Annotated in this window: 14 protein-coding genes; 8 read left to right on the forward strand and 6 right to left on the reverse strand. The window is 67.4% G+C overall.

Annotated features, from left to right (window positions below; genetic code table 11):
- The first annotated feature begins 74 nt into the window (after positions 1-74).
- On the forward strand, positions 75-1,010 hold the full coding sequence (locus tag ACAM55_RS27900; RefSeq protein WP_369656507.1) for a Ku protein: 936 nt from the start codon (positions 75-77) through the stop codon (positions 1,008-1,010).
- A 15-nt stretch (positions 1,011-1,025) separates the two neighbouring features.
- Here ACAM55_RS27900 and ACAM55_RS27905 read toward each other — a convergent pair whose 3' ends face one another.
- Positions 1,026-2,162, reverse strand: a complete 1,137-nt coding sequence (locus tag ACAM55_RS27905; RefSeq protein WP_369656508.1) for a pyridoxal phosphate-dependent aminotransferase — start codon at positions 2,160-2,162, stop codon at positions 1,026-1,028.
- 133 nt (positions 2,163-2,295) lie between these two features.
- On the opposite strand from ACAM55_RS27905, the gene ACAM55_RS27910 reads away from it, so the two are divergent.
- Positions 2,296-3,744 carry a PLP-dependent aminotransferase family protein gene (locus ACAM55_RS27910; protein ID WP_369656509.1) on the forward strand — a complete coding sequence of 483 codons (1,449 nt, stop codon included), beginning with the start codon at positions 2,296-2,298 and terminating at the stop codon, positions 3,742-3,744.
- Positions 3,741-4,217 carry an NUDIX hydrolase gene (locus ACAM55_RS27915; RefSeq protein WP_369656510.1) on the forward strand — a complete coding sequence of 159 codons (477 nt, stop codon included), beginning with the start codon at positions 3,741-3,743 and terminating at the stop codon, positions 4,215-4,217. The genes ACAM55_RS27910 and ACAM55_RS27915 overlap by 4 nt, the downstream gene beginning before the upstream one ends.
- Before the next feature lie 164 nt (positions 4,218-4,381).
- On the opposite strand, the gene ACAM55_RS27920 is transcribed toward ACAM55_RS27915, so the two are convergent.
- Both ACAM55_RS27920 and ACAM55_RS27925 read right to left on the reverse strand, forming a co-directional pair.
- A complete protein-coding gene (locus tag ACAM55_RS27920) occupies positions 4,382-4,564 on the reverse strand; it encodes a DUF3606 domain-containing protein (RefSeq protein WP_369656511.1) in 183 nt (60 codons plus the stop codon).
- Between the two features lie 145 nt (positions 4,565-4,709).
- Entirely contained in the window at positions 4,710-5,336 is a 627-nt protein-coding gene (locus ACAM55_RS27925; RefSeq protein ID WP_369656512.1) for a TetR/AcrR family transcriptional regulator, read from the reverse strand.
- A 144-nt stretch (positions 5,337-5,480) separates the two neighbouring features.
- Between ACAM55_RS27925 and ACAM55_RS27930 the strand changes: the two genes are divergently transcribed.
- The 3 genes from ACAM55_RS27930 to adeC are packed head-to-tail and all read left to right on the forward strand — an operon-like array spanning position 5,481 to position 11,293.
- The gene (locus ACAM55_RS27930) at positions 5,481-6,674 is read left to right on the forward strand and encodes an efflux RND transporter periplasmic adaptor subunit (RefSeq protein ID WP_369656513.1); all 1,194 of its coding nucleotides are present in this window, start codon (positions 5,481-5,483) and stop codon (positions 6,672-6,674) included.
- Positions 6,675-6,690: 16 nt separating this feature from the next.
- A complete protein-coding gene (locus ACAM55_RS27935) occupies positions 6,691-9,858 on the forward strand; it encodes an efflux RND transporter permease subunit (protein ID WP_369656514.1) in 3,168 nt (1,055 codons plus the stop codon).
- Between the two features lies 1 nt (position 9,859).
- Positions 9,860-11,293 carry an AdeC/AdeK/OprM family multidrug efflux complex outer membrane factor gene (gene adeC / locus ACAM55_RS27940; protein WP_369656515.1) on the forward strand — a complete coding sequence of 478 codons (1,434 nt, stop codon included), beginning with the start codon at positions 9,860-9,862 and terminating at the stop codon, positions 11,291-11,293.
- Here adeC and ACAM55_RS27945 read toward each other — a convergent pair.
- From ACAM55_RS27945 to ACAM55_RS27955, 3 genes are read right to left on the reverse strand one after another with little or no spacing between them, the layout of a single operon-like run.
- A complete protein-coding gene (locus ACAM55_RS27945; RefSeq protein ID WP_369656516.1) occupies positions 11,239-12,279 on the reverse strand; it encodes an alpha/beta hydrolase in 1,041 nt (346 codons plus the stop codon). The genes adeC and ACAM55_RS27945 overlap by 55 nt on opposite strands.
- Positions 12,280-12,285: 6 nt before the next feature.
- A complete protein-coding gene (locus ACAM55_RS27950) occupies positions 12,286-13,053 on the reverse strand; it encodes a coniferyl-alcohol dehydrogenase (RefSeq protein WP_369656517.1) in 768 nt (255 codons plus the stop codon).
- A 37-nt stretch (positions 13,054-13,090) separates the two neighbouring features.
- On the reverse strand, positions 13,091-14,566 hold the full coding sequence (locus ACAM55_RS27955; RefSeq protein ID WP_369656518.1) for a benzaldehyde dehydrogenase: 1,476 nt from the start codon (positions 14,564-14,566) through the stop codon (positions 13,091-13,093).
- Between the two features lie 247 nt (positions 14,567-14,813).
- On the opposite strand from ACAM55_RS27955, the gene ACAM55_RS27960 reads away from it, so the two are divergent.
- On the forward strand, positions 14,814-16,634 hold the full coding sequence (locus tag ACAM55_RS27960; RefSeq protein WP_369656519.1) for a sigma 54-interacting transcriptional regulator: 1,821 nt from the start codon (positions 14,814-14,816) through the stop codon (positions 16,632-16,634).
- 272 nt (positions 16,635-16,906) lie between these two features.
- Positions 16,907-19,579, forward strand: coding sequence for a pyruvate dehydrogenase (acetyl-transferring), homodimeric type (gene aceE / locus ACAM55_RS27965; RefSeq protein WP_369656520.1), 2,673 nt, complete (start codon positions 16,907-16,909; stop codon positions 19,577-19,579).
- Positions 19,580-19,586: the final 7 nt, after the last annotated feature.

A 19,586-nucleotide genomic window follows, 5' to 3' on the forward strand; every position in this document is an offset into this window, starting at 1 on the left:
TGGCTTCTTCCTACGAGCGATGCCGCTGCTTCGCGCTAGGGTCGCCCATCCGACTCACCGCAAGGAGCTGAATCTTGGCCACCGCCAGCAGAACCCTCTGGAAAGGCGCGATCACTTTCGGGCTGGTGCACATTCCGGTGGGCCTGCACACCGCGAGCACCGAGCAGGGCGTCGATTTCGACTGGCTCGACAAGCGCAGCATGGACCCCGTGGGCTATAAGCGCATCAACAAGAGGACCGGCAAGGAGATCGATAAGGACGACATCGTGAAGGGGTTCGAGTACGAAGACGGCAAGTACGTCGTCATCTCGCCCGACGAGATCGAGGCCATCTACCCGCGCACGACGCAGACCATCGAGATCCAGCGCTTCATCGACGCCCACGAGATTCCGTTCGTCTATCTCGAGCGGCCGTATTACGTCGCGCCGATCAACAAGGGGCAGAAGGTCTATGCGCTGCTGCGCGAGGTCCTGGCCAAGACCGGCAAGGTGGGCCTGGCCAAGGTCGTGGTTTCCACCAAGCAGCACCTGGCCGTCCTGGTGCCGGCCGGCGAGGTGCTCGTGCTCAACCTGCTTCGCTGGGGCGACGAGGTGAAATCGCTCGCGGGGCTGGACCTGCCCGCGGCCGGGGTCAAGGGAGCCAAGGTGACGGCCTCGGAGATGAAGATGGCCGAGCAACTCGTGAAGGACATGAGCGGGAAGTGGGACCCCGACGAGTTCAAGGACGAGTTCAAGCACGCGGTCATGAAGGTCGTCCAGAAGAAGGTCAAGGCCGGCGATACCGAAACGGTGATCGAACCCGAAGAAGAAGCGCCGGCCCAGGGCGCCGAGATCATCGATCTGACGGAGCTTCTGAAGCGCAGCCTCAAGGGCGGCAAGGCCGCCAAGTCGGCCGGCACGCCGGCGAAGAAGACGGCGGGTGCCAAGCCCGGCGCCAGCGCAAAAACCGGTGCCGCCGCGAAGAAGGCCACGCGCAAGAAGGCACCCGGCCCTCGCCGCAAGGCGGCCTAGGCTGCCGGGCAGGCCCTATTCGCCGCCAGCCTGCGTGGCTTCGGTCAGCGCCACCGATACGCATTCCAGCGCGATGGCCAGCTGCGTGAGCGTCGGCAATCCGAAGCCCAGCCGAAACACCAGCGGCTCGTCCCCGAACCACGGACCGGGTGCAACACGCGTGCTGTATTTGGCCAGCGTCGAGTAGAAGCGTTCGACGGCCGCAGCATTGAAGACGTCGCGCTTGAGCCGCACGCAGCACAGCGCCCCGGCATCGGGGCGCACCCATTCGATGTGGTCGGGATGGCGCGACACCCATTGCTCGGTGAACTGCAGGTTCTGCGCGAGGAGCTTGCGCCTCTCGCCGATGATCCGGTCGCGCTGCCTGAACACGGCCAGCGCAAGCGCCTCGTCGACCGGCGAGCACGAGATCACCGTGCTGAACTTTGCCGTGACCAGGGCCTGGCGCAGCGCCGCGTCGCGCGTGATGGCCCAGCCAATGCGCAAGCCCGCCGAGCCGTGGCATTTGGACAGCGAGGACACCGAGATGACCTTGCGCCCCAGGCACGCGGCGCTGGGTGCCGCGGCATCGTCGCCATAGGCCGCCTCGCGGTAGGTCTCGTCGACCAGCAGCCAGGCCTCGGGCGCATGCTCGGCCAGCATCGCCGCGATTTCGCGCAAGGTCTGCGCAGGAATCGCGACACCCGACGGGTTTTGCGGCGAGGCCAGGCTCACTACTTTGGTCTTTGGCGACAGCAGCTGGCGCAGCGCGTCCGGGTCGACCCGATAACCCGTGTCGAAGCCGAGCGGGAGCGCGCGCGTCACGGCGCCGACGGCAGCCAGCGCGTTGCGCGCGAGCGGGAACACCGGCTCGGCCACGATGGCTTCATCGCCCGCCTGGCACAGCGTGAAGGCGATGAGAAAAAGCGCGTGCATGCCGCCGACCGTGACCACGACGTCATCCGCGTCGACGCCATGGTCGTTCGCGATCTCCTGCCGAAGCTCCAGCTTGCCCGCCGCCGTGCCGTAGTCGAGCGAAAAGTCGGCGTCGCCGCCGAACGCCGTGTCGATCAATTCCGCCAGCCGCACGCTCGGGCCCACGCTCTCCGCGAGATCGAAGCGGGGCGCCTTGCTGACCAGGGAGATGATCTCGTTGTCCGGAAACCGTGCCATGTGCTGCTGCTTGATTCGTTGCTGCCGATGCACTCATCTTGCAGATTCTCGGCCCGCGATAACAGCCACAATTTCCTGAAATTGAGTGCAGTACAGTTGCGTGCAGCGTCGTCCATGCAAAGAGGAGTCATCCGTGTCGCAGCAGCCACTCCGGTTCCGTTATGAAGAAGTCGCCGATTTCGTCGCCGGCCTGGCCGGCCGCGGCGCGCTTCAGCCCGGGGCGCGGGCACCATCGCTGCGCGAGATCAGCACGCAGCAGCGCACCAGCCTCAGTACCGCGGTGCAAGCCTACCGCCTGCTCGAAGACCGCGGCATTCTCGAGGTGCGGCCGCAGTCGGGCTACTACGTTGCCAAGGCGCCGCCCGCCTTGCCCGTGCCCACGACCACGCGGCATTCGGTCCGGCCCGCCAAGGTGGAGCTGTCGGGTCTCATGCTGAGCCTTCTGGAGCACGCTTCGGACGAAGCCCTGGTGCCGCTCGGCTGCGCCATTCCCAACCAGCGCCTGCTGTCTTCATCCAAGCTCGACCTCGTTCTTGCGCGTACGGCGCGCGTGAAGGGCGGGCAGTGCAACACCTACTCGCCGCCGCGCGGAGAGATGTCGCTGCGCCTGGAGATCGCGCGGCGCGCACTGCGTTTCGGGCAGGCGCTGTCGCCGGACGACATTGCCATCACCTGCGGCTGTACCGAGGCGCTGGCGCTGGCACTCGACGCCGTCACGGAGCCGGGCGACGCGGTCGCGATCGAGTCGCCCACCTACTTCGGGCTGCTGCAGGTTCTGCGAGCGAAGAATCTCAAGGTGGTCGAACTGCCGACCGATCCCATCACCGGCGTGGATGTCGATGCGCTGCGCGATGTGGTGGCCTCGGGCAAGGTACGCGCCTGCGTGCTGGCGTCGAGCTTCAGCAATCCGCTCGGCTGCACCATTCCCGAAGAGAACAAGCGCACCATACTGCGCCTGCTCGCCAAGCACCGCGTGCCGCTGATCGAGGACGACGTGTATGGCGACGTCCATTTCGGCGAGGAGCGTCCCCTGCCTTTCAGCGCGCTCGACACGCACGACAACGTCATCTACTGCGGCTCGTTCTCCAAGACGCTCGCGCCCGGCTACCGCATCGGCTGGATCGTGACCGGCCGGCACATGGCGCGGGTGCTCGAGACCAAGTTCGCCACGAGTCTTGCGACACCGGTGCTGACGCAGTTGGCGCTCGCCACCTTCCTGTCGACCGGCGACTACGACCGCCACCTGCGCCGCATCCGGCGCGAGTTTGCCGACACGCTGGGCCGCATGACGCGTGTGATCGAGCAGGCTTTTCCGCCGGAAACGAAGGTGTCGAGGCCGGCAGGAAACTTCGTGCTGTGGGTCGAGCTGCCCGAGCCGGCGGACACGCGGGCGCTGTTTGCCCAGGCGCTGGACAAGGGCATCTGCTTCGCGCCTGGCGTCGTGTTCTCGGCGAGCGGAAAGTACGCCCACTGCCTTCGGCTGAGCGGCGGCCATGGTTGGGATGCGCGCATCGAGAAGGGCCTGCGCAAGCTCGGCGCCATGGCCTGCAGGGCGTTCGCCGGCCACAATCGCGAACCATGATTTCAGTCCATCTTGACGGCCAGCGCTTTCAGGTTCGTGCCGCCGCCATCATCCTCCATGCGGGCCACGTGCTCGTGCACCGGGCTCCGGGCGATACGTACTGGGCCTTGCCCGGCGGCCGGGTCGAAGTGGGCGAAGAGGCATCGGCCACCATCGTCCGGGAGATGAGGGAAGAACTTGGCGAAGAGGTCGGGTGCGGACCGCTTCTTCACATCGCGGAGAATTTTTTCGACCTGGCGGGCAGGCGGAACCATGAGATCGGGTTCTACTTTCTCGTCTCGCTGGGCGAGGATTCGCAGCATCTGGACAAGACGCGAAGCTACCGGGGAATCGAAAACCACCTGGAGCTGGAGTTCCGCTGGTTCCCCGTCGCGGAGCTTCCGTTCATCAATCTGCGGCCCACGTTTTTACCGGCCTCCCTGGCGGCCGATCCGATGGTCTTCTCGCACGCCGTGCAGCGCGAGTACCACTGACCACCGGCGTTCGCGACTGCATGCATGGCTCTGCGAGGACAAAGCCTCGCCGCCCTTCATGAGAGGGGCCAGCGCCGGAGGTGCCATTTCGCCTTCATCCAGATCCGCCATGCAAGGTATATGGCCATGACGACTCCCTTTTCTGCCGTTGCGTGGGATGAAGCTCACCTGCGCATCTCGACCAGGTACGCGCGAACGGCATCGGCCGAATTGCCGACGACTCTCACCGCGTCTCGCAGCTGCGTCTCCGAACACTTCAGCGCCTCGGTCCATGAACGCACTTCGTGCGGCTCGTCAATGGCGATCAGCTTGCGATCCAGTCCTGTCTTCTTCGGGTTGTCGGGCATTTTTTTCTCCTGTGGTCGCGGCGGCACAATGCCTCCGGCACTTCAGGTTGAGCGCTGCGAAGGGGCCGCGCCATGCCGGTTTGACGCGTCTTGGTGACGGTGACTCTCCTACGCTGCGCCCGGCATCGGTGCACGGGTGCCCCGGCTAGGGCGCCCCGAGGTTCTCCGGGCCATAACCCCGGAGAAAGGTTTGCAGCGCGCGCCGCGTCGCTTCTCGCAGGTCCCTTCGAGACGAGGGGCCCTGGATGCCAAGAAGACAGGGTGTGACCGTCTCCGAATCCAGCAGCGCCAGCAGGTGACGGGCCGCCACCATGGCATCGGTGCTGCGAAGCCGTCCCTTGTGCATCTGCAGCTCCAGGAATCCTGCCAACTGGGTCAATCCCTTCTTGGGGCCGGTCTCGAAGAAGAGCCGACCGATATCGCTGCGGCCCGATTCCGCAATCACGGCCCGGCGCGCCTGGATGGCTTCTTGTGAGCACGCCCCCGCCAGGACCTTCTCGCCGAAGCCCTGCAGCACGCGTTCCAGGTCTTCGTCGTCGCCGTGCTGCTCCAGCGCCGTGAAGATCGGCTCGAAATAGTTCTTGGCCGTGCCGTGGATCACGGCGACGAACAACTCCTCCTTGGAGCTGAAGTAGCCATACAGCGTGGCGCGCGAACCGCCCAGTCGGGCGGCGATTTCCACCATGGAAGCGCCTTCGAACCCCAGTTCCCGAAAGACCTCCGCCGCCACCTGGACGATCGCGTCGCGCTTGGCTTCTGTTCTGACTCGCATCGGGTCTCCTGCTTATTTCTATACATGACTGCTCATTATTGATTGACATCTCCTGGAAGTCAAAATACATTCCTATACATCACTGTCTATTTAAACGCGGACCGACCTTCAGCCGTCGTTCGGTCATCTTCCAGGAACCCTGTCATGCGTCCCTCTCTCACCTATGGCCTGACCTTTGCCTCGGCCCTCGTGTCCACCTGCCTGCTCGTCGCCTGCGGCAAGCCGCCGGGCGGTCCGCCTCCGGCGCCCGGCACGCCCGAGGTGGGCGTGGTCACGGTGCAGCCCCAGCGCGTGGCACTGAGCACCGAACTGCCCGGGCGCACCGTGCCGTTCCTGATCGCCGATGTGCGGCCCCAGGTCAACGGCATCGTGAAAGCGCGCAAGTTCCGCGAGGGCAGCGACGTGAAGGCCGGCGAGCCCCTGTACCAGATCGATCCCGCCACCTACAAGGCGACCTACGACAGCAACGTGGCCGCGCTGGCCAAGGCGGAAGCCAGCCTCAAGACGACCCGGCTCAAGGCCGAGCGCTACAAGGAGCTGGTGGCCATCCAGGCCGTGAGCCAGCAGGACTACGACGACGCTGCCGCCTCGCTCGGACAGGGCGAGGCCGACGTCGCATCGGCCAGGGCGAATGTCGAGACCAGCCGCATCAACCTGGCGTATGCCCGCGTGGATGCGCCGATCTCCGGCCGCATCGGCAAGTCGAGCGTCACGCCGGGCGCACTGGTCACTGCGAGCCAGGCCAGTGCGCTTGCGACCATCCAGCAGCTCGACCCGATCTATGTCGACGTGACGCAGCCCAGCGCGGCGCTGCTGCGGCTGAAGCAGGCGATGGCGCGCGGCGAGCTGCAGAAGGCCGGCGCCAACACCGCCAAGGTGAAGCTGCTGCTCGAGGACGGCAGCGCCTATCCGATGGAGGGCAAGCTCGAGTTCTCGGACGTGACAGTCGACCAGAACACCGGCGCCATCACGCTGCGCGCCGTGTTCCCGAACCCGAACGCCGACCTGCTGCCCGGCATGTACGTGCGCGCGGTGCTGCAGGAAGGCGTGAAGGAGCAGGGCCTGCTCGTGCCGCAACAGGCGGTCTCCCGCGGCAGCACGGGCAAGCCGACCGCCTATGTGGTGGGCAAGGACAACAAGCTGCAGCTGCGCGCCCTGGAGACCGAACGCGCCGTGGGCGACCAGTGGCTGGTGAGCAGCGGCCTCCAGGCCGGCGAGCAGTTGGTGGTCGATGGCCAGCAGCGCGCCGCCCCCGGCGTCGAGGTGAAGGTGGTGGCATGGAAAGCGAAGCCGGCTGGCGCTTCGGCCGCCGACGCGCCCAAGGGCACAGCCCACTGAACGGCGAAAGACTTCCATGGCACGCTTTTTCATCGACCGCCCGGTGTTCGCCTGGGTCCTCGCCATCATCGTGATGCTGGCGGGGGTGCTCTCGATCTTCACGCTTCCGATCGCCCAGTACCCGAGCATCGCGCCGCCCGCGGTCGCGGTCACCGCCAACTACCCGGGCGCTTCCGCCAAGACACTGGAGGACACCGTGACCCAGGTCATCGAGCAGAAGATGAAGGGGCTCGACCGGCTGAGCTACATGGCCTCGACCAGCGAGTCGTCGGGCTCGGTCACCATCACGCTGACCTTCGAGAACGGCACCGATCCCGACACCGCCCAGGTGCAGGTGCAGAACAAGCTGTCGCTGGCCACGCCGCTGCTGCCGCAAGAAGTGCAGCAGCAGGGCGTCACCGTCACCAAGTCGGCCACCAACTTCCTGAACGTGCTGGCCTTCACCTCGGAAGACGGCCGCATGAACGGCTCCGACCTGTCCGACTACGTGGCCGCCAACGTGCAGGACGCGATCAGCCGGGTCGAAGGCGTGGGCGACACCACGCTGTTCGGCTCGCAGTACGCCATGCGCGTGTGGCTCGACCCCGACAAGCTTGCCAACTTCAACCTCACGCCGATCGACGTGAAGACCGCCATCCAGGCGCAGAACGCGCAGGTCTCCTCCGGCCAGCTCGGCGGGCTGCCCGCGACCGGCAACCAGCAGATCAACGCCACCATCACCTCGCAGACGCGGCTGAAGACCGCAGGGGAGTTCGAGGGCATCCTGCTTCGCACACAGACCGACGGCTCGCAGGTGCGCCTGCGCGACGTGGCCCGCATCGAGCTGGGCAGCGAGTCCTACGGCACGGTTGGCCGCTACAACGGCAAGCCCGCCGCGGGCCTCGCGATCAAGCTTGCGGCCGGCGCCAATGCGCTCGACACGGTGAAGGCGATCGATGCCCGCGTGGCCGAGCTCGAGAAGTTCTTCCCGCCGGGCATGAAGGTGCAAAAGCCCTACGACACCACGCCGTTCGTGCGCATCTCCATCGAGGAGGTCGTGCGCACGCTCATCGAAGCGGTGGTGCTGGTGTTCCTGGTGATGTATCTCTTCCTGCAGAACTTCCGCGCCACGCTGATCCCGACCATTGCGGTGCCGGTGGTGCTGCTGGGCACCTTCGGCGTGCTCGCGGCCTTCGGCTTCACGATCAACACGCTGACCATGTTCGCCATGGTGCTGGCCATCGGCCTCCTGGTGGACGACGCCATCGTGGTGGTCGAGAACGTCGAGCGGCTGATGACGCAGGAGGGGCTTTCGCCGAAGGAAGCCACGCGCAAGTCGATGGGCCAGATCACCGGCGCCCTCGTCGGCGTGGCCCTGGTGCTGGCGGCGGTGTTCGTGCCGATGGCCTTCTTCAGCGGCTCCACCGGCGTGATCTACCGGCAGTTCTCGATCACGATCGTCTCGGCCATGACGCTCTCGGTGCTGGTGGCGCTGGTGCTCACGCCGGCCCTGTGCGCGACGCTGCTCAAGCCGGTTGCCAAGGGCCATGCAATGGCGACCACCGGCTTCTTCGGCTGGTTCAACCGCAATTTCGACCGCGGCAACCGCCGCTACCAGGGCGTGGTGCGCCACATGCTGGGCAAGGGCTGGCGCTACATGTTCGTCTATGCGGTGCTGCTGGCGGCCGTGGTCTTCGGTTTCATGAAGCTGCCGGTGGGCTTTCTGCCGGACGAGGACCAGGGCACGATGTTCGTGTTGATCCAGCTGCCGCCCGGCGCCACCAGCGCGCGCACCGACGAGGTGATCCATCGGGTCGAGCATCACTTCCTGGAGGACCAGAAGGAGGCGGTCTCCGGCGTGTTCGCGGTGTCGGGCTTCAGCTTCGCGGGCAGCGGCCAGAACACGGGCTTCGCCTTCGTCAAGCTCAAGCCCTGGGACGAGCGCCCGGGCGAGGCACTGAGCGTGACCGGCGTCGCGGCCAAGGCCGGCGCGTTCTTCGCGACCATTCGCGATGCGAAGGTGTTCGCCTTCGCGCCGCCCGCGGTGGCGGAGCTGGGCAATGCCACCGGCTTCGACCTGATGCTGCAGGATCGGGCCAACCTGGGCCATGCCGCGCTGATGCAGGCGCGCAACCAGCTGCTGGGTGAACTGTCGAATGACAAGCGCCTGGTGGCCGTGCGGCCCAACGGCATGGAGGACACACCCGAGTTCCGCCTGGAGATCGATCCGCACAAGGCCGGAGCGCTCGGCCTTTCGATGGCCGACATCAACAACACCTTCTCCGCCGCGTGGGGCAGCAGCTATGTCAACGACTTCATCGACAAGGGCCGCGTGAAGAAGGTGATGCTGCAGGCCGATGCGCAATACCGCATGCTGCCGGAGGACATCGACCGCTGGTACGTGCGCAACAGCGCCGGCACCATGGTGCCCTTCACCTCGTTTGCCAAGGCGGGGTGGACTTCCGGCTCGCCGCGGCTGGAGCGCTACAACGGCGTGCCGTCGATGGAGATCCTGGGCATGGCCATGCCGGGTTCCGCGTCGAGCGGGGAAGCGCTCGCCATCGTGGAAGCGGCGGTTGCCAAGCTGCCGCCGGGCATCGGCTACGAATGGACCGGCCTGTCGCGCCAGGAGAAGGCGTCGAGCGGACAGACCGGCCTGCTGTATGCGCTGTCGATCCTGATCGTGTTCCTCTGCCTGGCCGCGCTCTACGAGAGCTGGGCCATCCCGTTCTCCGTGATCATGGTGGTGCCGCTGGGCGTGTTCGGCGCGCTGCTCGGCGCGATGCTGACCTGGAAGATGAACGACGTGTACTTTCAGGTGGGACTTCTCACCACGATCGGCCTGGCGTCGAAGAACGCCATCCTGATCGTCGAGTTCGCGAAGGAGCTGTACGAAGGAGGCCTGAGCCTTGTGGAGTCGGCGCTGCAAGCGGTCCGCATGCGCCTGCGCCCCATCCTGATGACCTCGCTGGCCTTCATTCTGGGCGTGCTGCCGCTGGTGCTGGGCAGCGGCGCGGGCGCCGGTGCGCAGCACGCGTTGGGCACGGCGGTGATCGGCGGCATGCTGTCCGGCACCATCCTGGCCATATTCTTCGTGCCGCTGTTCTTTGTTCTCGTGCTTGGAATGTTCAAGCGCAAGCCCGCCGAGCCGGCTTCCGCCGCATCTCACGCCCATGCGGCCGCGGCCGCTTCGGAAGGTCTCTGACATGTACCGCTTCACATCGACATCCGTGGCGCTCGCGGCGCTGCTGCTCACCGGGTGCAGCCTGATGCCCGCCTACCAGCGGCCGATGGCGCCGGTGCCGCAGGCATTTGCCGGGGACACCGCGGCAGCCGCTGCCGTGCCGGTCGCCGGGATCGGCTGGCGCGACGTGTTCACCGACCCCGCGTTGCAGCGTGTGATCGAGACGGCGCTGGCCAACAACCGCGACCTGCGCGTGGCCGCGCTGAATATCGAGAAGGCGCGCGCCCAGTACCGCGTGCAGGATGCGGCGCTGTTCCCCGCCGTCAACGCCAGCGCTGGCGGCAACGGCAGCCGCACGCCGGCGGACCTGTCGGCCAGCGGCAGTGCGCAGGTTTCGCACAGCTACAGCGCGTCGCTCGGTTTCAGCGCCTACGAGATCGATCTGTTCGGCCGTGTACGCAGCCTCAATGCGCAGGCGCTGGAGCAGTTCTTCTCCACCACCGAGGCGCGCCGCAGCACGCAGATCAGCCTGGTGGCCGAGGTGGCGACGGCCTACCTCACGATGGCCGCCGACCAGGACCGGCTCCGGCTCGCGCAGGACACGCTCGCGAGCCAGGGCCGCACCTACCGGCTCAACCAGCGCAGCTTCGAACTGGGCGCGGCCTCGGCCCTGACGCTGCGCCAGGCGCAGACGAGCGTCGACACCGCGCGCGTCGACGTCGAGCGCTACACCGCGCAGGTCGCGCAGGACCGCAATGCATTGGTGCTGCTGGCCGGCGCCGACCTGCCGGCCGAGCTGCTGCCCCAGGCCTTGCCCGCGGGAGAGGCGGCCGCGGCCAGTCCGCTGGCGACCATTCCGCCGGGCCTGCCTTCGGATCTGCTGCAACGCCGGCCCGACATCCTGCAGGCCGAGCGCGATCTGAGGGCGGCCAACGCCAACATCGGTGCGGCACGCGCGGCGTTCTATCCGCGCATCAGCCTCACGGCGTCCGCCGGCAGCTCCAGCGCAAGCCTGTCGAACATGTTCACGGGCGGCTCGCGCAGCTGGAGTTTTGCGCCGCAGATTTCATTGCCGATCTTCGACGGCGGTGCGAATCGGGCCAATCTCGACATCGCGCGCACGGACCGCGACATCTACGTGGCGCAGTACGAGAAAGCCATCCAGACGGCCTTTCGCGAGGTGTCTGACGCGCTCGCGCAGCGCAGCACGCTGGGCCGGCAGCTCGACGCCCAGCAGTCGCTGGTGGACGCCACGGCGGAGAGCTACCGGTTGTCGGACGCGCGCTTCAAGCGCGGCGTCGACAGCTACCTGAGCGTGCTCGACGCGCAGCGCTCGCTCTACACCGCGCAGCAGAACCTCATCGGCACCCGGCTGTCGCGCTTCACGAACCTGGTGACCTTCTACAAGACCCTGGGCGGCGGCTGGAACGAGACCACATCTTCGGGCGCCGAATAGGGGAAGCGGGGCGACAGTTGCGCGCGCAGCCACCCGGCCAGGTCGCCCATGACCTGAGAGCCCAGCGGCGATAGGGCGGTGAAGTGAATGCAGGCGTGAATGGCGCCGGGGTAGTGGCGGTGCTCGGTCGGCACGCCGGCCTCGGCGATGCGCTGCGCCAGCGCATGGCCTTCGTCGCGCAGCGGGTCGTGGCCCATGGTGGCGAGCCAGGTGGGGGGCAGCGTGGCCAGTGCCTGCGAGTGCAGCAAGGCGAAATCGGCGTGCCGCGCCAACTCCTGGCGCCCGCCAAGGTAGCAATCGATGAACCACTGCATGACGCCGTTGGTGAGGAACTTGCCCTCGCCGTTCTCGAGCATCGAAGGGCTCGGCTCGCTGTAGTGCTGGGCGACCGGATAGATGAGGCCCAGCGCGCGCGGGGCATGCGGCGCAGCGGCGCCGGCTGCACGCAGCGCCGCCACGGCGGCGAGTTGCGCGCCCGCGCTGTCGCCGGCCAGCGCGATGCGCGACGGATCGGCGCCGAGTGCGTGCGCGTGCGCGGCCACCCAGCGCAGCGCACAGGCCACGTCGTCCACCGCCGCCGGAAAAGGATGTTCGGGCGCCAACCGGTAGTCGACCGCCACCACCACGGCCGCCACGTGGTGGCACAAGGTGCGGCACACCTTATCGTGGGTTTCGAGGTCGCCGATCACGAAGCCGCCACCGTGCACGTAGAGCAGCAAGGGAAGCGGCCCCTGGGCGCCGGGCTGGTAGATGCGCAGCGTCAGCGGGCTGCCGGGTCCGTCGATGACACGGTCATTCGCCGATGCGATGGCCGGCGCCGGCAGGCCCAGGCCGGCGGCCAGGTCGCGGTAGACCTGCCGCGCCACCGGCGGCGGCAGCGACTCCAGCGGCGGATTGCCTTGGGCGGCGGCCTGCGCCAGAAAGCCGGCCAGCGCCGGGTCCAGGGGCGCGGTGTCGAGCATGGTGGGAATGGGTGTGTGGCTCATGGCGGCTCAGATGTAGGTCGATGCGAGTCCGCCGTCGACGGGGATGTTGGCGCCGCTGATCCAGCGTGCCTGGTCGCTGCACAGCCACGCGATCACCGGCGCGATCTCGTCGGCGAAGCCGGGTCGCAGCATGCGGTGCGCATCGGCCTCGACCCGCTCCTGGCCGAGCATGCTCACGAAGTCGCCCAGGATCGGCGTGAACACCGGCCCCGGCGCGACGCTGTTCATGCGCACGCCGCGATCCAGAAACCATGTTTGCGACTGCGTGGCGCTCCAGACGATCAGCGCTTCCTTGAAGTACTGGTAGCAGCTCTCCTGCGGCACGGGGTGGTCGCGCAGCCAATGGGCGCCGGCCTCGAAGCCTTGCGCGGCGGCCAGGGCCTTGTGCAGCGCCACTCGCTGCGGCCACTCGGCGCCGAGGATGGAGGCCACGTTGACGATGGAACCGCCACGCGGGATGCGCGGCAGCGCCTGCTCCGTCAGGTGGCGCAGCCCCAGGTAGTTGACCTCGGCGACCAGCTTGACGGGCGCCGTGCCGGGCACACCGGCGATGTTGCACAGCGCATCGAAGCGCTCGGGCAATTGCGCCACGGCCGCATCGATGGCGGCGGCGGAACTCAAGTCGGCCTTGACGAAGCCGTCGAGCGTGAGGCTCGGGTCGTTGCGGTCCACGCCGATGACGCGGGCGCCGGCGAAGCGCGCGATGCGCACCACCTCGGCGCCGATGCCCGACGACACGCCGGTGACGACGATGGTTTTTCCTTGAAGCTGCATGAAATGTCTCCTCGTGGGTTCGGTCGATAACAAGAACTCAGAATGGATAGGCATGCGGCGCCTGCTTGATGGTCAGCCACTGCCACTGGGTGTATTCCTCCCAGTCGGCCGGGCCGCCCACGCTGCTGCCGTTGCCGGCGATGCCGGGTCCGCCGAAGGGGTTGACGCACTCGTCGTTGACGGTCTGGTCGTTGATGTGGACCATGCCGGAGTTCAGCTGCGCGGCCATTGCCATGGCCCGTCCGATCGAAGGCGAGATCACCGCCGACGCCAGGCTGCCCTGGTGGTTGTTGGCCAGGGCCACGGCCTCGTCGTCGGTGCTGAAGGTGATGATGTTGGCGACCGGGCCGAACACTTCTTCGTCGTACACGCGCATGCCGGCCTTCACGCCCGCCAGCACCGTGGGCTTGTAGAAGAGGCCCTCGCTGCTGCCGCCGGCCAGCAGCTGCGCGCCGGCCGCAATGCTGTCCTGCACGATGGCGTGCACGCGGTCGCGCTGCTTGGCGTCGATCAGCGGCCCCAGGGCCACCTGGCCGCTGGCGCCGTCGCCCACCGGCAGGTGCTGGGCCTTCGCGACCAGGCGCTGCGTGAAGGCGGCGGCGATGCGCTCGTGCACGATGATGCGGTTGGTCGCCATGCAGATCTGCCCCTGGTGCAGCCAGGCGCCCCAGGCCGCATTGCTGGCCGCGATGTCGAGGTCGGCGTCTTCCAGGACGATCAGCGAGTTGGCGCCGCCCAGCTCCAGCGTGACCTTCTTCAGATGGCGACCCGCCAGCTCGCCGATGCGCCGGCCGACGGCGGGCGAGCCGGTGAAGGCGATCATCGGCACCTGCGCATCGGTCACCAGGGCTTCACCGGCGGCGGCGTCGCCGGGCAGCACCTGCAGCAGGCCGGCGGGCAGGCCTGCCACTTCGAACACGCGGGCGATCATGAAGCCGCCGCTCACCGGCGTGCGCGAGTCGGGCTTGACCACCACGCCGTTGCCCGCCGCAAGGGCCGGTGCCACGGTGCGAAGGGTGAGGATGAGCGGAAAGTTGAAGGGCGAGATCACGCCCACCACGCCACGCGGCACGCGCCGCGCCAGGCTGGTGGTGCCGCTCGCGCTCGGCAGGACCTGGCCCTGCGCCTGCAGGGGCATGGCCGCCGCCAGGTGGCACAGGGTGATGGCCTCGCGCACCTCGTGCTGTCCCTTGGGCAGGATGGCGCCCGTCTCCCGGGCCACATACAGCGCCAGCTCGTCGAAGTGCTGCTCGAACAAGGCCGCGGCCCGCAGGAACACCGCGGCCTTTTCGCGCGGCGCCACCTGCGCCCAGCTTTTCTGCGCTTGCGCCGCGGCGGCCGTGGCCAGCGCCACGTCCTGCGCGTCGGCAATGCCGACGGCCGCCATCACCTGGCCCGTGGCCGGTTCGACGACGTGGCGCACACCGCCTGCGGACGCGACCCATCCGCCGTTGAACACCTTGCCGGCCCAGGCCGCCGCGTCCAGGAACGCCAGCTTCTGCGAAACACCCATGACTCACCCCTTGCGAAAAAGTTGATCGACGGGCCGCGGGTGCAAATGCCCCGCGGCACGGCCTTCTTTTCGCAACGGACGTACCAGCGGTGCCGTGGCGGGGTGCTTCGGCGCCGCTGCGCGAGGCGGTTTTCATTCGGGAGTTAGGGGAATTCCCGGAGTTGTAATAGTTATTGTGAATAACTGGTTTACCCTGATTCTGGCTTTCATCAAATGCTCAAGAATCGGCCGCCCGTTTCACCAAACGATGAACCCGAAATTGACCAAAGCCATTGCCTCACCGGTGCCCGGGCGGATCTCCCTGGCCGAGGTGGCGCGCGCCATGAGCCGCTTCGACGCCTCGCACGTGGGAAGCGAAGAGCACCCGACCATTGCCGACATCAGCGAATGCCTGTTCTTTTCGCCCGGTGACGGCCGCATCTGGCTGCAGGACCAGCGCATGGTGCTGTTGCATACCGAGGCGCTGGGGTCCCTGCGACGCGAGCTGATCGACAGCCTGGGCCAGGAGAAGGCCCGGGGCCTGTTCACGCGCGCGGGCTATGTCAGTGGTGCGCGCGACGCGCAGCTGGTGCGCAAGCATTGGCCCGAGGCCGAGCCGGCTGCGGCCGCCATGGCCGGCACCCGCCTGCATGCGCTGGAAGGGCTGGTGAAGGTCGAGTTGGTGCACGCGCGCTATGACCCCGAGACCTCGGACTACGAAGGCGAATTCATCTGGCACCACTCGGTCGAAGACGACGAGCACATCGCGGCCTACGGCATCGGCGGCTCGCCGGCCTGCTGGATGCAGGTGGGCTATGCCACCGGCTACGTCAGCACGCTGTTCGGGCGGCTGGTGGTGTTCCGCGAAGTTGCCTGCCGCTCGATGGGCGAGAGCCATTGCCGCGTGATCGGAAAATCCGCCGAGCGCTGGGATGACGTGGAAGAAGACATGCGCTACCTGCGCGCGCGCGACTTCGTCGGCGTTTCCGTTGGCGTGTCGCCCTACGGCGTCGCGGCGCCGCGGGCTGCCGAGTTGCCCACGCCGCCACGCAAGAGCGACGCGATGGTGGGTGCGTCATCGGCTTTCAACGCGGCCTGCCACCTGCTGCATCGCGTGGCGCCGACCACGGCCACCGTGCTTTTTACCGGTGAGTCCGGCGTCGGCAAGGAAAAGTTCGCGAGCATGCTGCACAGCATCAGCCCGCGGCGCGACAAGCCCTTCGTCGCCGTGAACTGCGCGGCCATTCCGGAGACGCTGATCGAGTCGGAGCTGTTCGGCGTGGAGCGCGGCGCCTACACCGGCGCCGGTGCGGCGCGGCCGGGCCGCTTCGAGCGCGCCCATGGCGGCACGCTGTTCCTGGACGAGATCGGCACGCTGAGCTACGCGGCCCAGGGCAAGCTGCTGCGCACATTGCAGGAGGGCGAAGTCGAGCGCGTGGGCAGCACGCGCAGCGTTCAGGTCGACACGCGCGTCATCGCGGCCACCAACGTCGATCTGCGCCAGGCCGTGCGCGAGGGCAGGTTTCGCGACGACCTGTTCTTTCGGCTGAACGTCTTTCCCATTCACCTGCCGCCGCTGCGCGAGCGGCGCGACGACGTGCCGCTCTTGATGAGCCATTTCCTGCATCACTACGGCCGCAAGCACGGCCGGCAGGTTGCCGGCTTCACGCAAGCCGCCGTCAAGGCGCTTCTGAACTACGACTACCCCGGCAACATCCGCGAACTGCAAAACCTCATCGAGCGCGCCGTGATCGTGGCGCCCGAAGGCAGCCTGCTCGAAGTGCACCACCTGTTCACGAGCGGTGAGACGCTGGACAAGAACGTGCTGTCGGTACGGCCGGATGGCCACCTGGCGGGGGCTGGGTCTGTCGGCGCCTTGCCCCGGCAGGCCACGCCCGCAAGCCAAGCCGCGGCGGACCGCGCCGGCCCCGGTTCCTTGGGGCAGGTGGAAGAGACGCTGATCCGCCGTGCGCTGGAGCAATGCGGCGGAAACCTCTCGGCGGCTGCGCGTGTGCTGGGCATCACGCGACCCCAGCTGGCCTATCGGGTGCGCAAGCGCGGGCTCGTGGTGAAGTCAGGGCCGGGTTGAGGGACGAAGCATGAACGGTCGCAGGTAAACCAACCTCGCTGGATTGACTCTCAGGGTTTGCCCTGATCGCCGGTCCGGCGATTCGGACGGGCTCCTTGCTCCGCATCCGGATCGTCGGCGGCGCGTCCGCTTCATGCCCATCTCATCTTTCATGAAATCAACGACTTAGCGTGCCTTGCACGCCGCGCGACGCGTGGCACATCGATTGCTGTGTACCAAGGCCGGCCGCATCGCCCGATGCGGCTTTCGGCCACGACACAGGAGACAAACCGATGAGCACCATGGGTGACCTTGACCCCACGGAAACTGGCGAGTGGATCGATGCGCTCGGCGCGGTTCAACAACACCGCGGCAGCGAACGTACGAACTTTCTGTTGAATCGCCTGGTCGACCAGGGCCGCCGCGACGGGGTGTACGTGCCCCGTTCGCTGAACACGGCGTACAAGAACACCATCCCGCCCGAGCAGGAAGAAAAGTCCCCCGGCAACCGCGAGATCGAGCACCGCCTGCGCTCGATCATCCGCTGGAACGCGATGGCGATCATCCTGCGCGCCAACAAGGACTCGTCGGAGCTCGGCGGCCACATCGCGAGCTTCCAGTCGGCGGCCACGCTCTACGACATCGGCTTCGGCCACTTCTGGCACGCGGCCACCGACACGCACGGCGGCGACCTGCTGTTCATCCAGGGCCACAGCTCGCCCGGCATCTATGCGCGCGCTTTTCTCGAAGGCCGCCTGAGCGAGCAGCAACTGCTCAACTACCGCCAGGAGTCCGAGGGCGGCGGCATCCCGTCGTACCCGCACCCGTGGCTCATGCCCGACTTCTGGCAGTTCCCCACGGTGTCGATGGGGCTCGGCCCGCTGATGGCGATCTACCAGGCGCGCTTTCTCAAGTACCTGCATGGCCGGGGTCTCGCAGACACGGCACCGCGCAAGGTCTGGGCCTTCATGGGCGACGGCGAAATGGACGAGCCCGAATCGCTCGGCGCCATCTCGCTCGCGGGCCGCGAGAGCCTGGACAACCTCGTGTTCGTCATCAACTGCAACCTGCAGCGCCTCGACGGCCCGGTGCGCGGCAACGGCAAGATCGTGCAGGAACTGGAGAGCGTGTTCCGCGGGGCAGGCTGGAACGTCATCAAGGTGCTCTGGGGCAGCGGCTGGGACAAGCTGCTCGCCAAGGACAAGAGCGGCAAGCTGCTGCAGCGCATGGAGGAGTGCGTGGACGGCGAGTACCAGGACTTCAAGAGCAAGAGCGGCGCCTACGTGCGCGAGCATTTCTTCGGCAAGTACGACGAGACCAAGGCGCTGGTCGCCGACATGAGCGACGACGAGATCTGGGGCCTCACGCGCGGCGGTCACGACCCCGAGAAGGTGTTCGCCGCGTATGCCGCGGCCGTCAAGCACAAGGGCCAGCCCACGCTGATCCTGCCCAAGACGGTCAAGGGCTACGGCATGGGCGAATCGGGCGAAGGCCAGATGATCGCGCACCAGGCCAAGAAGATGACGCAGGACGCGCTGCGCGGCTTTCGCGACCGCTTCCAGATCCCGGTGTCCGACGAAGAACTGCCCAACGTGCCCTTCATCCAGCTGGCCGAAGACAGCCCCGAGATGAAGTACCTGCGCGAGCGCCGCGCCGCGCTCGGCGGCTACCTGCCGCAGCGCCGCCGCAAGTCGACCGCGCTCGAGATTCCGCCGCTGGCCACCTTCGAGCGCCTGCTCAAGGACACTGGCGAGCGCGAGATCTCCACCACCATGGCCTTCGTGCAGATGCTCGGCACGCTGGTGCGGGACAAGGCCATCGGCAAGCACGTGGTGCCCATCGTGCCCGACGAGTCGCGCACCTTCGGCATGGAAGGCATGTTCCGCCAGCTGGGCATCTGGTCCTCGCTCGGCCAGCTCTACAAGCCGCAGGACGCCGACCAGCTCATGTACTACCGCGAGTCGAAGGACGGCCAGGTGCTGCAGGAAGGCATCAACGAGGGCGGCGCGATGTCCAGCTGGATCGTCGCGGCCACCTCGTACAGCACGAACAACGTGCCGATGATCCCGTTCTACATCTACTACTCGATGTTCGGCCTGCAGCGCGTGGGCGACCTGGCCTGGCTGGCCGGCGACATGCGGGCGCGCGGCTTCCTGCTCGGCGGCACCGCGGGGCGCACCACGCTCAACGGCGAAGGCCTGCAGCACGAGGACGGCCACAGCCACATCCTGGCCGGCACCATTCCGAACTGCGTTTCGTACGACCCGACCTTCGCCTACGAGGTGGTCGCCATCGTGCGCGACGGCATGCGCCGCATGTACGCCGAGCAGGAGGACGTGTATTACTACATCACCCTCATGAACGAGAACTACCCGCACCCCGGCATGCCCGAGGGCAGCGAGGCGGGCATTCTCAAGGGGCTGTACCAACTGAGCGACGGCGGCAAGGCGCCGAAGAAGGGTCACCGCGTGCAGCTCATGGGCAGCGGCACCATCCTGCGCGAGGTGATGTTCGCGGCCGAACTGCTGAAGGCCGACTTCGGCATCGCCGCCGACGTGTGGAGCGCCACCAGCTACAACGAGTTGCGCCGCGACGGCATGGCCGCCGAGCGCTGGAGCCGGCTGCACCCCACCGAGCCGGCGCGCAAGAGCCATGTCGAGCAATGTCTCGAAGGCCACGACGGCCCGGTCATCGCGGCCACCGACTACATGCGCAACTACGCCGACCAGGTGCGCGAGTACGTGCACGCCTCGGGCCGGCGCTACACCGTGCTGGGCACCGACGGCTTCGGCCGCAGCGACTACCGCAAGAAGCTGCGCCGCTTCTTCGAGGTCGACCGCTGGCACGTGGCCGTGGCCGCGCTCAAGGCGCTGGCCGACGACGGCGTGATCAGGCACGCCGTGGTGGCCGAGGCCATCGCGAAGTACGGGCTCGATGCCGAGCGCGCAGCCCCCTGGACCGTCTGAGGCAAGG

Source organism: Variovorax sp. V213 (genome assembly GCF_041154455.1).
Lineage (GTDB): Bacteria > Pseudomonadota > Gammaproteobacteria > Burkholderiales > Burkholderiaceae_C > Variovorax.

Bases quoted from the DNA above. Each gene is read 5' to 3' on its own strand.
- ACAM55_RS27905 (WP_369656508.1), bottom strand. From the start codon at position 2,162: ATGGCACGGTTTCCGGACAACGAGATCATCTCCCTGGTCAGCAAGGCG.
- ACAM55_RS27915 (WP_369656510.1), top strand. From the start codon at position 3,741: ATGATTTCAGTCCATCTTGACGGCCAGCGCTTTCAGGTTCGTGCCGCC.
- ACAM55_RS27920 (WP_369656511.1), bottom strand. From the start codon at position 4,564: ATGCCCGACAACCCGAAGAAGACAGGACTGGATCGCAAGCTGATCGCC.
- ACAM55_RS27925 (WP_369656512.1), bottom strand. From the start codon at position 5,336: ATGCGAGTCAGAACAGAAGCCAAGCGCGACGCGATCGTCCAGGTGGCG.
- ACAM55_RS27930 (WP_369656513.1), top strand. From the start codon at position 5,481: ATGCGTCCCTCTCTCACCTATGGCCTGACCTTTGCCTCGGCCCTCGTG.
- ACAM55_RS27935 (WP_369656514.1), top strand. From the start codon at position 6,691: ATGGCACGCTTTTTCATCGACCGCCCGGTGTTCGCCTGGGTCCTCGCC.
- adeC (WP_369656515.1), top strand. From the start codon at position 9,860: ATGTACCGCTTCACATCGACATCCGTGGCGCTCGCGGCGCTGCTGCTC.
- ACAM55_RS27945 (WP_369656516.1), bottom strand. From the start codon at position 12,279: ATGAGCCACACACCCATTCCCACCATGCTCGACACCGCGCCCCTGGAC.
- ACAM55_RS27950 (WP_369656517.1), bottom strand. From the start codon at position 13,053: ATGCAGCTTCAAGGAAAAACCATCGTCGTCACCGGCGTGTCGTCGGGC.
- ACAM55_RS27955 (WP_369656518.1), bottom strand. From the start codon at position 14,566: ATGGGTGTTTCGCAGAAGCTGGCGTTCCTGGACGCGGCGGCCTGGGCC.
- ACAM55_RS27960 (WP_369656519.1), top strand. From the start codon at position 14,814: ATGAACCCGAAATTGACCAAAGCCATTGCCTCACCGGTGCCCGGGCGG.
- aceE (WP_369656520.1), top strand. From the start codon at position 16,907: ATGAGCACCATGGGTGACCTTGACCCCACGGAAACTGGCGAGTGGATC.